The following is a 16,325-nucleotide window of genomic DNA, read 5'->3' as shown; positions in this document are numbered from 1 at the left end:
AGTTTCTTTTAATTTAAATAATTAGCTAAAAAGATAATTCCGTAAATCCATGAAATGTAAAGAAATGAATAAAAAAATCCAAATGCTAAACTTTTTAATAAATCTCCTTTACAATGCCTTGAATTTTTAAATACCAAACGTAAAGCTCGGAAAAAAATCCAATATAACATTGCTATGAATAATAAAATTACAGCCCAAAAGAAAACTCCGAGAATATAAAATAAAAATGTAATAATAATTGAAAACAAGAACCAAACAATGATTGAAATTATAATTCCCCCAATTCCGTCTCCAATATCAGGAGGATCGAAGTCAAAACCATCAATTGTTGGTGTTTTGTCTGAAACCTTTTTTATTCTTTCATGATTTAAAACATTTCCAATATTATCTTTTAATTTCAATCCATAATACAATCCCAAACTGATGAAAAGAAAAAATGCACCAGCCAAAATTGAAGTTGACAAAATAGAATTTAGAAATAAAGATCTATGAGAACCTGTTCCTGAAAGCCAAACACTTAGAATTACCAAAATAATAATTCCTAATGTTGAATAGCTAAGAAGTTTAGTTTCTAAAAAAGATTTTTTTGGAAATTTCATTAATAATCTGCTGATTCTGATTGCTAATTATCAAAATGCTTCGACTCTGCTCAGCATGACATCTCTAATACTAACTGTTCTAATTTAACGGTAAATTTTAGCGACATCATGCTGAACTTAGTCGAAGCATTTATTTATATGAAATTACTTTAATTTGTTTAAAGCATTTTCCAATTTAGGCATCATACCTGAAATTTCTTCGATAGGCAGTCCTCCAACGGAAGCACGGAACCAAGGCTCAGATTTTTCTTCTCCGAACGCTGAAAACGGCACTAAAGCAACTCCAGCTTCATTAATCAGGTAAAATACTAAGTCTGAAGAATTTTCGATAACAGTTCCGTCAGGTTTTGTTTTTCCGATATAATCTAATTTAATTGTAAGGTAAAGCGCACCCATTGGTTCAATACTTTCTACAGCCAATCCTTTACCTTTTAGATCTTGGATTCCCTGGTGAAGAACCTTTAAACTCGCTTCAAGCTTTCCTTTGAAATCATCAACGAAAGTATTTACATCCTCTGGATTTTCGAAATATTTTGCAGTAGCTTCCTGCTCCGGTTTTGGTGCCCAAGCTCCAACGTGAGTCAGAAGAGCCTTCATTTTATCAATAATATGAGCCGAACCGAATCCCCAACCAACACGAACTCCAGTTGCTGCCAAACACTTAGAAATACCGTCGATATAGATCGTATATTCTCTCATTTCAGGGAAAAGAGAAACCGGATCGAAATGTTTTGCTCCAAAAGTAAGGTTAGAATAAATTTGGTCATACATTAAATATAACGGCTTTTCGTCTTCGCCTCTTTTTTTGTTTTCAGCTAAAATCAATTCACAGATTTCAGAAAGTTGTTCTTCTGTAAACATTGTTCCTGTAGGATTCAATGGTGAACAAAGAGCTACCAAAACTGCTCCTTCTAAATGTGGTCTTAAATCGTCCGCAGTCGGAAGAAAATTATTTTCCTGAGTTGTTTTTACCTCAATAGCGTCAGCCGAAGTAAGGTAAGCATAGTGATTATTGTTCCAAGATGGTGTTGGATAAACCACTTTATCTCCTTCGTCTACGATCGTTTTGTAAACCGCATAAATCAAAGGTCTTGAACCTGCCGTGATTAAAATATCATTAGCATTATAGTCAAGATTCCATCTCGTTTTCAAGTCTTTAGAAACTTCATTTCTTAAAGATAAAAGTCCATTTGCCGGCGGATAGTTTGTCAGATTGTTCTGATATGCTTTCTGAACTTCTTCCTTCAACTTTGTAGGTATCGGGTAGATATTAGAATTCAGGTCACCAATGGTAAGATTGGCTATTTCCGCTCCTTTTGCCTTTAAATCATTTACTTCATTACCAATTTTTACAATTTCAGAACCAATCAGGTTCGCCGCTAATTTTGAAACTTTCACTTTATTTTTATTTAAAATTTACTAATATTTTCTCTCGATATTTATTTTCTCACGAATTTGTTCTGTCGGAGTTTTAGAATCAAAAAGATTCAAAAGCTCCTGTGCTTTTTTTGCAATATACGAATTTGGATACTTTTTAATCATTCTGTTGAATTCCGCCTTGTTTTCATCGTACAATTTTCCGTCTGAGTTTTCATAAGTCGGTGTATTGTCCATTCCAAACAGATAATCGTACAGATAATTATTATAATCCTCTTTCACTCTGGAAATTAAAGGACTTTTAGGATATTTATTAATAAAATTCTCCCAAAAGATCAATCGGTCGCCCAATTCTTTCCAAGTAATCATTAAACCTGCATCGGCAGCATAATTCCCCTCGTTTTCTTTTGCAGTCTGAGAGATATATGCTTCATAATCAGGAGTTACTTTATTTTTAAAAACAGAATAATAATGATCCGGTTTCGACCAAATTTCGGTGTACCCTTCTCCTACTTCTCTGAATTCAAGACCTCCTTTTTTAAACTCGGCTGTAAGTTTCTTTATGTTTTCAGGAAACTTATAGCTTTCGCTTTCAGAATCATAATAATTGACATATTTTTCCAAAATATCACCAAGTGTATTACTGAGACAACCGATATATTTATTACGAATTTTTACATAATCTTCGTATAATTTATCATTCTGTTCCGGTGAGTTTTTAGCAATTTCTTTTTCTGTTTTTGTCTGATACCATTGAAGTGCAGCAATATAATCCTCCGTTTTATTTTGAGAAGAACATGCAGTATCAATAGGTTTGTACAGATCTCCTTTTGTTTCTACTTTTGCAATAGAATCATTTTCCTGTTTTATTTCAGAAGTTTTTGACACCTCTTTTTTACAGGAAAACAAAGAAATACACAGAATAAAAATTACTAAACTCTTTTTTATCATTAATTCTGATATTGGAAAATTAATCCAGCTTCAAATCTTTTTTTACTTCCTGAATTTTTTCTTCCAAACTTTCCAGTTTTTTCTTGAAATCTGCTTCAGAATTAATACTGTCTTTTACTGAAATATAAAACTTGATCTTAGGTTCTGTACCAGAAGGTCTTACACAAACTTTTGTTCCGTCCTGAGTATAATAAATTAATACGTTAGATTTTGGAATTTCGTTCATCATCAATTTTTCGTTTTTGGAAACGACAAAATTAGTCTGCTCTTTAAAATCCTTTACTTCTTCAACCAGCGAACCTGCTAATTCTTTAGGAGGATTTTCACGGAAGTTTTTCATCATATTCTGAATTTCTTCAGCTCCGTCTCTACCTTTTCTTACAAGATTTACCAACCCCTCATAGTACATTCCTACTTCCTGATAAATCTCGATTAAATATTGATACATCGTTCTACCATTGGCTTTACACCATGCAGCAATCTCACACGCAACAAGGATACTTCCACAAGAATCTTTATCGCGAACGAAATCTCCCGTCATAAAACCAAAACTTTCTTCACCACCACAAATGAATTTTTCTTTTCCTTCTGCTTCACGGATCATTTTTCCGATCCATTTGAAACCTGTAAGTCCAGATTTACATTGAACACCGAATTTCTGAGCAATATCAAAGAAAATATCTGAAGTTACGATCGTAGAACCGATAAATTCAGAACCTGTGATTTTATCTAATTTTCTCCATTCATTTAAAATATAGTAGGTAAGAATCGTATTTGTCTGATTACCATTCAATAACTGCATTTTTCCTTCAAGATTTCTAACAGCAATTCCTAATCTGTCGCCATCAGGATCTGTTCCGATAACGATGTCTGCATTAGTAATTTTTGCTAAATCCATTGCCATTTCCAACGCTGCAGGCTCTTCAGGATTTGGGGATTCTACCGTTGTGAAATTTCCGCTCGGAATCATCTGCTCCTTAACAAGATCGATCTTTTTGAAACCTGCTTTTTCTAAAGCTTTAGGAACCGTTGTATAAGTCGTTCCGTGGATTGAAGTGAAAACTATGTTTAAATTTTCTTTTCCAACGTTCTGATACGTAGAGTTTTCGATACAAGCATCAATGTAAACATCGTCTTGTTCCGGCCCAATCCATTCAATTAAATCATCGTTTCCTTCGAATTTAATTTCATCAAATTTTACAGAATATACTTCATTAATAATCGCCTCGTCATGTGGCGGAACGATTTGCGCACCGTCATTCCAATATACTTTGTAACCGTTATATTCAGGCGGATTGTGAGAAGCCGTTAATACAATTCCTCCATTACATTTCTTATCACGAACCGTGAAAGACAATTCTGGAGTCGGTCTGTGATCTTTAAAAAGAAGCACTTTTATTCCGTTCGCCGTTAAAACATCAGCAACCAATTTTCCAAATTCTTTTGAATTGTGACGCACGTCATAAGCAATCGCAACTTTGATTTCTTCATTAGGAAATTGCGTTAACATATAATTCGCAAGTCCCTGTGTTGCTTGACCTAACGTATATTTATTTAAACGATTGGTTCCGACACCCATAATTCCGCGCATCCCTCCTGTTCCAAACTCTAATTCTCTATAAAAAGAGTCTTCTAAATCAGGCGAATTGCTGTCAATTAATGATTGAACAGCGTCTCTTGTTTCATTATCGAATGTGTCACTTAACCAAAGTTTTGCTTTTTCTAATGTTGTCATATGTGTATTTTGTATTCTTTTTAAGTTGGGAGCTAGAAGTTTGAAGCAGGAAGTTTTCCATTATTCTGCTTTAGGCTTCCAGCCCTATTCTATTATTTTGTTTCTAAATGCTATAATTTGATTCATAATATTATAGCTATCATTATATAATTTATTAAAATCTTCTTCCGAAATATATTTTCTATTTTTCGCTTTATATAAACAAGTTACCACTTCCGCTAGAGAACGGATTGAGTATCCTAAAAATTTTCTAAATTCTAATTTTGACTGTAAAATACTTCCTTCAGAAATATTAAGTGCAACAGAATCAGAAGCTCTTCTAATTTGTGATGTTAAGTTAAATGACTCATCTTTTGGAAAATTTTGAGATAATTTAAAAATATCTTCTCCAAACTCCATTGACTTTTGCCAAATAATTAATTTTTCAAATTTGAAACTCATCAATTAATACTTTGTTTACTTTTAAAATTGAAAGACTTCGATTCTTCCATCCTCCAGCTTCCCTCTTCAAACCTTATTAATCCAACCTTTTATTCTCAACCCTTGCCATTTTATCAATCTTAAAAGCTCGAATTGGGTTATCATAATAAATAAATTTCGCAGTATTCTGAATTTGTCCTTTTAATGAATCTTTTACATTTACTTCTGCATAATTTCCATTTTTGGAGTCTATTTTCAGGTTGGTAATCTTCCAGTAAGGAGCAATTAAACTTGCTGTATCAGAGATTTTGATGACAGCATCTTTTGTCAGTCCAAGAAAATTTGCACGGCTTCTGTTCTGCATATCTACTTCTGCTCTTCTCGTATTCACGGAACCCATAAAAGTAGCATTATTTTTTAAATTAAGCCTAAAATTATCAGTCTTAATTTCACTTGAAATGTTCATTTCCACAGAATCTGAGATAGAAACTTTCTCCAGATTATATTTTGAATAGATCGTTACATTATAGAAATCAACACCTTTCGTTCCTCTGTTTTCTTTGATGAAAAGTGTTTTATCTTTCACATCAACATCTAAATTATTGGCGACATTCGGATACGTTTCTATTTCAACAAAATTTTTGGTTCCTCTTGCGTAGAAAACACGAAATTTACCTTCAAGCTCAAGATTTACAAATTCTGAAACATCAATATCTTTAGTTTCAATTTTTCCTTTCGGAGATACTTTTCCGCAAGAAACTAAAGCAAAAACAGCAACTGCATAAAATATATTCTTCATTATTTTTATTAAAATATTTTATATATAAGTATAATTATAGTAAAAATTTCGATTCCTAATATCACATAAAATACAGACAATCTCCATAATAATCCTGATTTTGAATACGAATTTTTAAAGGCATTAAAATAGGTAAAAGCAGGAAATAAAAGAAGTCCGTACACTAAAATTTTATCTAAAATATTAATAATCTTCGACAAAGGATCATATATTCCGATGATACTAATCATATCATCTAATAATAAAATCGTCAAAATTGCTGAAAGACTGACAGATGCAATAATTATATGTTCCGCAAAATTCAGCTTCATGCGTTTAAAAATAATCAAAGCATTGAAGGCAAGAATTGGGATGAGCGCAAATAAAATTGTTTTAGAATATTTAGAGAAGAAACCCATAATATTTGAGCTGTCTGCAGGAATCTCCTGAGGATTTAAATCCAGATAAAAATGAAGTGCTAAAACATTGAATCCAAACAAGATAAGCAACAGGGAAAATAAATTATAATACTTAATTCTTTTCCCTGAAATGTAATCCATTGCCGTTTGTCCGGGTTTGAATAAAACGTCTTTTAGTGTATGGAAAAATTTAGCTTCAACATGCCAAATCGATCCTAAAATATCATTTTTGATAAGAGAATGTGGAGTTATTCTAGCTGTGTCAGATTTTTGTCCGCAATGAGAACAAAACTCACCGGAAATCGTGTGACCGCAGTTTAAACAACTCTTTTTACTCATATGTTACCTAAATAACCTCGTCAATATTATAATTTTTATGTTCTCTATTCGTTCTGATAATCATTTCACCTAAAAATCCTGCAATAAACAGCAAAGTTCCCATAATCATCATCGTTAAAGCAATGAAAAACCACGGATTATTGGTGATCAAATGACCATAAATTCCTCTTGCAACATCAATTAATTTTGAAACTCCTAACCAAACTGCAGAAAGAAAACCTAAAATAAACATGATTGTTCCTACCGCACCAAAAAAATGCATCGGTCTACCTCCAAAACGGCTTACGAACCAAAGTGTTACCAAATCCAGAAACCCTCTGATAAATCTTTCTGTTCCGAATTTTGAAGTTCCGTAAGGTCTTGCCTGATGCTGAACTTCTTTTTCAGTAATTCTTCTGAAACCTGCATTGGCAGCCAAAACAGGAATATAACGGTGCATATCTCCATACACATCGATTGTTTTTACCACCTGTTTTTTGTAAGCTTTTAATCCGCAATTGAAATCATGAAGCTCAACCCCCGAAACTTTTCTTGCTGCGGCATTAAATAATTTTGACGGAACATTTTTCGTCATCACATTATCAAAACGCTTCTTTTTCCAACCGGAAACGATGTCGTAATTGTCTTTAATTACCATGTCGTACAATTCAGGGATTTCTTCCGGAAAGTCTTGTAAATCAGCATCCATTGTGATGATTACATCTCCGTTTGTTCTTTCAAAAGCTGCGTGAAGCGCCTGAGATTTTCCGTAATTTTTGGAAAATTTAATTCCGTGAATCTGAGGATGTTGGATCTTCAAATTCTCAATAATATTCCATGATAGATCCGTACTTCCATCATCCACAAACCAGATTTCATATGATAAACTGCTTGTTTTACAAACATTATCAATCCTCGAAAAAAGCTCTTCCAGAGAGTCTTCCTCATTAAGTAACGGAATAACTATAGATAGATTCATTTAATTTTAATAAAAAATTATTCTTGATTTATTGGTTCCTCGTGAACACTTCTTGTTCTGAAAAATGCTCCGAAAAATAAAGACAAAACTACGTAAAATATAAGAATTGCCGCAAAATATCCTGAAAAATGACTTGCCGTAAGCATATCTTTTCCTTTCACAGCTTCCGGTGTAAAACTTGGAAGTCTTTCTTTGTATTTTTGTTCTAATTCATCAATATCTTTTTGATGCTTTAAAATCTTCTTGGCAGACAGATATTCTTTGTCCAATTCCGATTTTTGTCTTTGAACATATTGGTAATTTAACAACTTTTTTGCGTCTGTATCAACAAAAGTTAAGAATGAATATATGCTGAAAATTGAAAGAATCCCGCCAATAAACATGGGGATGAATGCTCTTTTAAAAGCTTGTCTGAAATTTAATCGGTGATCATTCCAATACACTTTTACCGACCAAAATGCAGCTCCGGCGTATAAAACTGGTAAAACGAAAGCGTTGGCTTTCAATGAAATATCGAAATAATGTATTCCTGAAAAGAAGTAATATACTATGAAAAAAACGATCATAGTGGCTATAAAAAGTATAATTCCTATTGTAGTTGGACTTTTCGTCATGTTTAATTTTTTAGAAATTTTTTGAAAAATTATTAGTCTAAATTTCAGCAATTTAGCTTCAATAAAGGATTTTTCAGATTATTTTTCTTTGATTTTATTTTGAAGTTTATAAAATATTCCTACCTTTGCAACGGCAAGTCCTAAACAACCAGCTCCTGAGAACCCTCCAGGGTGGGAACGCAGCAAAGGTAATTGGTCGTAGCGGTGTGATTTAGGTAGCTTGCCATTTTTTTATTTTCAAGTTGAACAGAGGTAATTTTAGAATTATCTTTTTTTGTTTCTATACGTTTCAACATTTCAATCTTCATTTTCAAATTACCTTTTATCTTTACTTAAAATTCAAACTCCTCTCCTAGTTTAGGCAAAACAAGTTCTACATTTTTATCTGCAAAATGCTTTAATGCACTCTCATGATTAATTTCAATTGCAGGGAAAGTATCAAAATGACATCCGATAACCTTTGGCGTTTTCAATAATTCTGCTGCTGCAAAAGCTGCTTTTCTCGGACACATTGTATAGTGACTTCCGATTGGTAAGATTGATAAATCGATGTTTCCGAAAAGTCTTGGGAATAATTCCATATCAGCCATTACACCTGTATCTCCTGCCATATAAAGGTTTTTGCCTTCTGGTAATCTGAAAATATATCCTACAGGAACACCTCCATAGCTTCCGTCAGGGAAAGAACTCGTGTGATGAGCCGTTACCATAGAGATTTTAAGATCGTCGATTTTTGCCGATCCTCCTAAGTTTACATCGTCTTTATTTTTAGCTGTTTTGAAATACGCACAAACTTCCGGAACTCCGATTATCGTAGCATCAGGATGAAATTGTAAAACTTCTTCTACGTCTGCGATATGATCTCCATGTGCGTGAGTCAATAAGATATAATCAATTTTTTGAGTTGAAATATCAAACCCTGATTCTGCTTTTTTGTAGTTATAGAAAGGGTCACTCAAAATAGTTTTGTCTTTATAATTGAACAAAAAACAGTTTTGTCCTAAGTATTGTATTTTCATTTCTAATTTATTTTTGTTTTAATTTTTAAACATTTAAACACAAATAGCTCAAATATTTACACGAATAACACAATTAAAATATTAGTGAAAGTTCGTGTAAATATTGGTGTTATTTGTGTTTTTTATTTAAACGCAAAGAGCGCTAAGATTTTTTTAATAAACTAAATGTTTTTAAGTTCGCAAAGGCGTTAACACTCAGCAAAGATTGGAAGTTTATTTAAAAAAATTAAGTCCAATTGCAGTAAGAACTGCCATTGTAAATGTCAGAATTCCAACTTGTTTTAAGAATGGATCTAATTCTTTAGGTTCTTTTACGGCCATGATTTTTCTTCTCAGCTTTGCAAACGGAATTAATAATATCATCACGATGAAAACATAATAATTTTGATTCTGAATGAAACCATTTAACCCTAAAAATATCATAATTAAGATCAAAGGAAGCTGCAATAAAATCATTTCATAAATCATTGCATTTTTGAAACCAATTCTTAAGGCAAAGCTATTTTTTCCCGATAATCTGTCGCTTTCTATATCTCTCATATTGTTAAGGTTAAGAACAGCCATACTCATCATTCCGACTGCTGTTCCAGGCAATAACATATCCCAGCTGAAAGTTTTTGTAAACAGAAAATAACTTCCACAAACCGAAACCAAACCAAAAAAGATAAATACGAAAAGATCTCCCAATCCCATATATCCGTAAGGTTTTTTACCAACTGTGTAACCAATTGCTGCCAAAATACTCGCTACTCCCAATCCTATGAAAATGTAAAACTCATTCATATATTTCGGAATGAAAGCAATGTATAAAAGAGCAATCGTTGCTACGAAAGATAAAGCAGAGAAAAGAATCACCGCATTTTTCATTTGTTTTGCTGTAATTCGTCCTGAAGCTACCGCTCTGGATTCTGCTTCTGTTGCTCTTTTTGCATCTGTTCCTTTTACTCCATCGCCATAATCATTGGCATAGTTTGAAAGTACCTGATACAACAAGGTCACGACAAGTGCCAGAGCAAAAATTTTCCAGTCCCAAATTCCACCTTCGCCATAAAGCCTCCATTTTGCGATGAAAGCTCCCATGATAATTCCGCTTAAAGAAAGCGGTAATGTTCGTAGCCTTGCGGCTTTTATCCAATCCGACATAAATTTTGGTTGATTGTTTATGGTTGATTGTTTATGGTCGTCAGTAATTTCTATCAACTAACAACCACAAACCAACAATTAATTATGATATCCATTGATCTTTTCCGAAATCCGGTTTTCTTTTTTCTAAGAATGCGTTTCTTCCTTCTTTTGCTTCTTCCGTCATGTAAGCCAAACGAGTTGCTTCACCAGCAAAAACCTGCTGACCAACCATTCCGTCGTCTGTTAAGTTCATTGCGAATTTCAGCATTCTGATAGAAGTTGGAGATTTGCCTAAAATTTCCTGAGCCCATTCGTAAGCTGTATCTTCTAATTCGTCGTGAGGAATTACGGCATTTACCATTCCCATTTCCAACGCTTCCTGAGCTGAATAATTTCTACCTAAAAAGAAAATTTCACGGGCTTTTTTCTGCCCAACCATTTTTGCTAAATAAGCTGAACCATAACCTCCGTCGAAACTTGTAACATCAGCATCCGTCTGTTTGAAAATTGCATGTTCTTTACTCGCTAAAGTAAGATCACAAACCACGTGAAGTGAATGCCCGCCACCCACAGCCCATCCCGGAACTACCGCGATAACAACTTTTGGCATAAAACGGATCAAACGCTGAACTTCCAAGATATTTAAACGATGTCTGCCGTCTTCCCCAACATACCCTTGATGTCCTCTAGCTTTTTGATCTCCTCCACTACAGAAAGCCCAACCTCCATCTTTAGGACTTGGCCCTTCACCCGTAAGCAAAACAACGCCTATCGACGAATCTTCAGAAGCGTCATAAAAAGCATCGTATAATTCGGAAGTAGTTTTTGGACGAAAAGCATTTCGAAGCTCCGGTCTGTTGAAGGCAATTCTTGCTACACCATTACATTTTTTATAGGTAATATCTTCGTATTCTTTGACGGTTTTCCACTCGATCATCTTGTAAAAATTTTTCCCAAAGATACGGAATTACAGAGAATTTTAACATTGATTTTTGATGATAATCATTGGAAAGTTTATGAGAATTTTTGACTTAAAATTTATCTTTTAAATTATTTTGGATGAAATTAGATTTAAGGCAAAGAGCGATAAGTTTTTTTTAAATTATTGAGGATATTTTTGATAGCAAAGGCGTTCGGCTCAGTAAAGAAAGAAGGCGGTGAAGAATTTATAAAGATAGGTTTCTCCTTGGTCGAAATGGTAGAAATTGTGGTTATTTTTTCTACCACAGATTTCTCAGATTTACACAGATGATTGTGTTTATTTGTGAAAATATTTATGCCTTTTTTTTAAACAGACTAAAGCCCGTTCCTGTTGATGCATTTTAATGATTTAATTGAAAAAAGAGATTCTTCACTTTACTTTCGCTTTGTTCTGAATGATAAGTCACAAAAAAAACCGAAACAAAATTGTTTCGGTTTGATTTCTACCTTTAAGGTTGAATTATTATTTTGCTTTAGCATTAAGTTCAGCTTCTTTAGCTTTCATTTCAGCAGCTTTAGCCTGATTTTTAGTCATCATATATATTTCCCTCAACATAGTAACAGTGTCTAAATTTGTAGGACTTGCCTGATACCATTTTTCAGCATAAGGAAGAGCTTTATTGAATCTCTCTTTTCTAGCTTCAATCAATTTAGTTGCATCATCCGGCTTTGTTTTTCTAAGTGCATTGATCTCATTTACAGCTTTTTCATCATCACCAATAGTTGTATATACTAAATTTTGATAAGCATTATTAGTCACTTTAGGATCACTACCACCAAGCTCAATTGCTTTTTGGAAAGAAGCTATTGCATCGTTTGTAGTAGCTGGATCTTTAGCTTGTAAAACTCCTAAATTATACCAATTAGTAGGATCATTAGGATTTTTAGCCAATTGCTCTTTTAAATTAGCTAAAAACTTATCATTGTTTCCTGACTGATAATATCCTGTTCCTTGAAGCTCCTTCAACTTAGCATTATTAGGATATTTAGCCAATCCTTTTTCAATGATAGCTACTGCTTCGTCATTCTTCTTAGCATTTAAAAGTAGCGTTGACAAAGTTTCATACAAATCTGGCTCTACACTTTTAGTCTGCTCAGTTTTGAAATCAGAATAATCTTTTGAAGAAGATTTTTTCAACAAATCCCAAGTACTTTTATCGTAAGTTGCAACCTGTCCTGATTTATTCTCTTTTGCAGTATATGTTGTCTGAATACCAGTGTATCCTGAATTGATCAATTCTGTATAGATTTTAATCGCTTCATCACTGTTGTTTGCCAAAGCATAGCTTAATCCAGCATAATACATATACGTTTTATCGTCCTGACCATTCGTTTTCAATAAGTTATAAACTTCTAAAAACTTAGGAGCCGCGGTGGTATAATTTTTCGCACTGTATGCATCCATAGCTGCTTTGTTAGCAACCTGTAGCTTAGCATTTGCATCTTCTTTTTGTCCGAAAACTAAAGCTGATGCTACGATAGCCATACCTAAAATTAGTTTCTTCATAATCACTATTTTATATTAATTGTACAATTTTATTCTTCAGAATCAGAATTCTCTGTTTCCTCAGTGGTTGGATTTTCATTTTCAACCTGAGGTGCTGTATTGTCTTCTTGGTTATCAGCTACAATTTCACTTCCTTCTTGAATTTCTTCAGAATCTTCTTCTACATCTTTATCCATCGCTACTTTTGCAATGGCTGCGATTTCGTCATTTTTCTTAAGATTGATCATTCTTACCCCTTGAGTATTTCTACCCATTACTCTCATTTCATCCATATTCATACGGATGGCAACACCAGATTTATTGATAATCATCAATCCATCATCGTCTGTTACGTTTTGAATAGCAATCAGATTTCCTGTTTTTTCGGTAATGTTTAAGGTAATAACTCCTTTTCCTCCTCTGTTGGTAATTCTGTAATCTTCTACTGCAGTTCTCTTTCCGTATCCTTTTTCAGATACTACAAGAACCGTTTCATTTTCTACATCGTTCACAACAATCATACCAATAACCTCATCGCTTTCTTCCATCGTAATACCACGTACACCGATAGATCCTCTACCAACTTCTCTTACTTTTTCCTCAGGGAAACGGATACATTTACCATTTTTAGTAGCAATCATAATCTGAGAAGTTCCGTTCGTTAAATACGCACTTAACAACTGATCGTTTTCTCTAATTTCGATAGCATTAATACCATTTACTCTTGGTCTTGAATAGGCTTCAAGAGATGTTTTCTTGATCGTACCGTTTTTAGTAATCATTACAACACTCATTTGATTGATGTAATCTAAATCTTTCAAGTCGTTGGTTCTGATATATGCTTTGATCTTATCATCCGGTTCGATATTAATCAAGTTTTGAACTGCTCTACCTTTAGCGGTTTTAGAACCTTCAGGAATTTCGAACACTCTTAACCAGTAACATTTACCTTTTTCAGTAAAGAACAACATATATTGGTGATTGGTCGCAGAAACGATGTACTCCAAGAAATCTGAATCTCTTGTTGTAGCCGCTTTATTTCCAACACCACCTCTACTTTGAATTTTATATTCTGAAAGCAACGTTCTCTTCACATAACCTGCGTGAGAAATTGTTAGAACTACCGCTTCGTTCGGAATAATATCTTCAATAGACATTTCCCCTCCTGAATAATCGATTTCAGTTCTTCTTTCGTCGCCGTATTTTTCTTTAACCTCAGCTAATTCATCCTTAATAATCTGGAATCTTCTAGGCTCATTAGCTAAGATATCTTCCAAGTCCTGAATTTCTTTCATGATCGCATCATACTCATCACGGATCTTATCAAGTTCCATTCCCGTTAAACGAGCCAAACGAAGGTCTAGAATTGCCTGAGCCTGGATGTCAGAAAGTTCAAATTCCTGAATCAATCCTTCTTTTGCACCTTGAGGGTTTGTACTATTACGGATAATAGCAATCGCTTTATCTAACGAAGCTTGAGATCCGATCACCTTCATGAATCCTTCTAAGATATGAGCTCTTTCTTTCGCTTTTTTAAGCTCGTACTGAGTTCTTCTTACAATGACAATATGTCTGTGCTCAACGAAGTGATGAATGATATCTTTTAAGTTCAATTGTTCCGGTCTACCGTGTACCAAAGCAATATTATTAACACTAAAAGATGTTTGAAGCGACGTATATTTATATAATAAGTTCAGAACAACATTAGGAATTGCATCGTTTTTCAATTCATAAACAATACGAAGACCATTTCTATCTGACTCATCTCTGATTTCGTAGATTCCTACAATCTTGTCGTCTTTTACCAATTCGGCTGTTCTAGCAATCATTTCAGCCTTATTAACCTGGAAAGGAATTTCAGTAACGATAATTGCATTTCTGTTATGTACTTCTTCAAAGCTTACTTTAGCTCTTAGAACTACTCTACCTCTACCTGTGTGGAAAGCATCTCTTACACCATCATAACCGTAGATAATCCCTCCTGTAGGGAAATCGGGAGCAATGATGTGTTGCATTAATTCATCAATCGTAATATCTCTATTATCGATATAGGCACCAATAGCATTTATAGCCTCAGATAAGTTGTGAGGAGCCATGTTTGTTGCCATACCTACTGCAATACCAGAAGTTCCGTTAACCAAAAGGTTAGGGATTTTTGTAGGCATAACTGTAGGCTCAGTTAAACTATCATCAAAGTTATTCTGGAAATCAACAGTTTCTTTATCTAAATCTGAAAGAATATCATCAGAGATTTTTTTCAATCTTGCTTCCGTATAACGCATTGCTGCAGGTGGGTCACCGTCCATTGAACCAAAGTTACCCTGACCATCAACCTGAGGATAACGTAAACTCCATGGCTGAGCCATTCTTACCATTGCATCGTATACTGAAGAGTCTCCGTGCGGGTGATATTTACCTAAAACATCCCCAACAATTCTCGCAGATTTCAAATATTTTCTATTAGAAAAAACCCCTAATCCATACATACCATACAGCACTCTTCTATGAACGGGTTTCAAGCCATCTCTTACATCAGGTAACGCTCTTGACACGATAACCGACATCGAATAATCGATATAAGATGACTTCATTTCATCAACAATGTTGATAGGAATCAGTCTTTCTCCTTCTTTTTGCATAAACAAATTTTATTATAATGATATTCAGACCATTAGCTGTGAGTCTGAAAATTATCTATTTTGATTTTTTATTAACGTGCTAATTTACGAAAAATTTGTCGATTTTTGCCCTAGAATTTACCAACAAAATCTTAAAAATTCATAAAATATGAGCGTATTAAGTATAACTTTCCACTGCACAAAAGATAATATCGAAAAATGGGAAAATTATATGGATGAAACATTGGTTTTAATGACTGAAAACCTACTGGATGTAGATAAATATATCCTTTCTGAAGTACACAGCGATTATATCGAAGATGGAAAAAATTACAACCTCCTTTTGATGTTTGACAATAATGATGTCCGAAATGATTTTATGGAAAGTGAACTTTTAAATATCACTGAAATCGTTGAAAATAAATTTGGACAGGAAGTAATGATCTTCAATACTTTTTTAAATCCGAAGAAGTCTAGATTTTAATTTTAAAAATTGAAATCAAAGTTTTTAACATAAAGCAAAAAGCACTGATAATTTTCAGTGCTTTTTTATTTATAATCTTACGACAACTACTGGTCTAGGTGACGCGTAATGTCTTCTATATTTTCTGTGCTGAGAATATCTGTGAGGCCTTACCGGTCTGTAATAATGATTCGGTTTATAATAATGTCTTGCAGGTCTGTGATACCTGTAAGCGACAGGTCTATAATGCGGTCTCGGCCCGTTATAATAATGTTTCGATGGTCCATGTCCACGGTGATGACGGCCTTTTTGGAGAGGTGATGCTTGATAATAAGCAAAAGAAAAAATCAGTAAGAAAAATCCTACTACTTTAGTTAGCATTTTCATAAATCAACTATTTTCAAATTACGATATGAAAACTTGCAAGTCTGATGCCAATATTA

16 protein-coding genes and 1 other RNA gene are annotated in these 16,325 nt (G+C 33.7%); 2 read left to right on the top strand and 15 right to left on the bottom strand.

The features are described from left to right. Positions 1-8: 8 nt before the first annotated feature. The 9 genes from A0O34_RS18910 to A0O34_RS18870 all read right to left on the bottom strand — a co-directional run bounded on the left by A0O34_RS18910 (position 9) and on the right by A0O34_RS18870 (position 8,190). Entirely contained in the window at positions 9-599 is a 591-nt protein-coding gene (locus A0O34_RS18910) for a hypothetical protein (protein WP_066758240.1), read from the bottom strand. Positions 600-743: 144 nt separating this feature from the next. Then, complete coding sequence (locus A0O34_RS18905; RefSeq protein ID WP_066758237.1) at positions 744-1,997, bottom strand: pyridoxal phosphate-dependent aminotransferase; 1,254 nt, start codon at positions 1,995-1,997, stop codon at positions 744-746. Between the two features lie 21 nt (positions 1,998-2,018). Continuing rightward, entirely contained in the window at positions 2,019-2,864 is an 846-nt protein-coding gene (locus A0O34_RS18900; protein ID WP_157886067.1) for a hypothetical protein, read from the bottom strand. 82 nt (positions 2,865-2,946) lie between these two features. Beyond that, positions 2,947-4,662 carry a phospho-sugar mutase gene (locus A0O34_RS18895; protein WP_066758233.1) on the bottom strand — a complete coding sequence of 572 codons (1,716 nt, stop codon included), beginning with the start codon at positions 4,660-4,662 and terminating at the stop codon, positions 2,947-2,949. An 84-nt stretch (positions 4,663-4,746) separates the two neighbouring features. Continuing rightward, the gene (locus A0O34_RS18890) at positions 4,747-5,103 is read right to left on the bottom strand and encodes a four helix bundle protein (RefSeq protein WP_066758231.1); all 357 of its coding nucleotides are present in this window, start codon (positions 5,101-5,103) and stop codon (positions 4,747-4,749) included. Between the two features lie 76 nt (positions 5,104-5,179). Then, positions 5,180-5,881 carry a GIN domain-containing protein gene (locus tag A0O34_RS18885; protein WP_066758229.1) on the bottom strand — a complete coding sequence of 234 codons (702 nt, stop codon included), beginning with the start codon at positions 5,879-5,881 and terminating at the stop codon, positions 5,180-5,182. An 8-nt stretch (positions 5,882-5,889) separates the two neighbouring features. After that, entirely contained in the window at positions 5,890-6,618 is a 729-nt protein-coding gene (locus A0O34_RS18880) for a DUF3667 domain-containing protein (RefSeq protein ID WP_066758226.1), read from the bottom strand. 7 nt (positions 6,619-6,625) lie between these two features. Then, on the bottom strand, positions 6,626-7,576 hold the full coding sequence (locus tag A0O34_RS18875) for a glycosyltransferase family 2 protein (RefSeq protein WP_066758222.1): 951 nt from the start codon (positions 7,574-7,576) through the stop codon (positions 6,626-6,628). Positions 7,577-7,593: 17 nt separating this feature from the next. Further along, positions 7,594-8,190 carry a DUF4199 domain-containing protein gene (locus A0O34_RS18870; RefSeq protein ID WP_066758221.1) on the bottom strand — a complete coding sequence of 199 codons (597 nt, stop codon included), beginning with the start codon at positions 8,188-8,190 and terminating at the stop codon, positions 7,594-7,596. A 131-nt stretch (positions 8,191-8,321) separates the two neighbouring features. Here A0O34_RS18870 and ffs point away from each other — a divergent pair. Then, an RNA gene (gene ffs / locus A0O34_RS18865) (signal recognition particle sRNA small type) lies at positions 8,322-8,419 on the top strand. 103 nt (positions 8,420-8,522) lie between these two features. On the opposite strand, the gene A0O34_RS18860 is transcribed toward ffs, so the two are convergent. The 5 genes from A0O34_RS18860 to gyrA form a co-directional block, all read right to left on the bottom strand. Beyond that, positions 8,523-9,209: a metal-dependent hydrolase gene (locus A0O34_RS18860; protein WP_066758219.1), complete on the bottom strand. Its 687-nt coding sequence runs from the start codon at positions 9,207-9,209 to the stop codon at positions 8,523-8,525. Between the two features lie 213 nt (positions 9,210-9,422). After that, positions 9,423-10,352: a 1,4-dihydroxy-2-naphthoate octaprenyltransferase gene (gene menA, locus A0O34_RS18855; protein ID WP_066759829.1), complete on the bottom strand. Its 930-nt coding sequence runs from the start codon at positions 10,350-10,352 to the stop codon at positions 9,423-9,425. Between the two features lie 82 nt (positions 10,353-10,434). Next, positions 10,435-11,271: a 1,4-dihydroxy-2-naphthoyl-CoA synthase gene (locus A0O34_RS18850; protein WP_066758217.1), complete on the bottom strand. Its 837-nt coding sequence runs from the start codon at positions 11,269-11,271 to the stop codon at positions 10,435-10,437. Between the two features lie 507 nt (positions 11,272-11,778). Then, positions 11,779-12,822 carry a tetratricopeptide repeat protein gene (locus A0O34_RS18845; RefSeq protein ID WP_066758214.1) on the bottom strand — a complete coding sequence of 348 codons (1,044 nt, stop codon included), beginning with the start codon at positions 12,820-12,822 and terminating at the stop codon, positions 11,779-11,781. A 29-nt stretch (positions 12,823-12,851) separates the two neighbouring features. Then, positions 12,852-15,440 (bottom strand): DNA gyrase subunit A, encoded by a 2,589-nt coding sequence (gyrA, locus tag A0O34_RS18840; protein ID WP_066758211.1) that lies wholly within the window; start codon positions 15,438-15,440, stop codon positions 12,852-12,854. 148 nt (positions 15,441-15,588) lie between these two features. On the opposite strand from gyrA, the gene A0O34_RS18835 reads away from it, so the two are divergent. Further along, positions 15,589-15,903: a DUF4286 family protein gene (locus A0O34_RS18835; RefSeq protein ID WP_066758208.1), complete on the top strand. Its 315-nt coding sequence runs from the start codon at positions 15,589-15,591 to the stop codon at positions 15,901-15,903. A gap of 69 nt (positions 15,904-15,972) precedes the next feature. Here the strand turns inward: A0O34_RS18835 and A0O34_RS22435 are convergent, their stop codons facing one another. Then, positions 15,973-16,269 (bottom strand): hypothetical protein, encoded by a 297-nt coding sequence (locus A0O34_RS22435; RefSeq protein ID WP_157886066.1) that lies wholly within the window; start codon positions 16,267-16,269, stop codon positions 15,973-15,975. Positions 16,270-16,325: the final 56 nt, after the last annotated feature.

The sequence above is a fragment of the Chryseobacterium glaciei genome, from assembly GCF_001648155.1.
In the GTDB taxonomy this organism is placed as follows: domain Bacteria; phylum Bacteroidota; class Bacteroidia; order Flavobacteriales; family Weeksellaceae; genus Chryseobacterium; species Chryseobacterium glaciei.
Note: the sequence above shows the minus strand (reverse complement) of the source record. Positions and strands in the feature narration are given on the sequence as shown.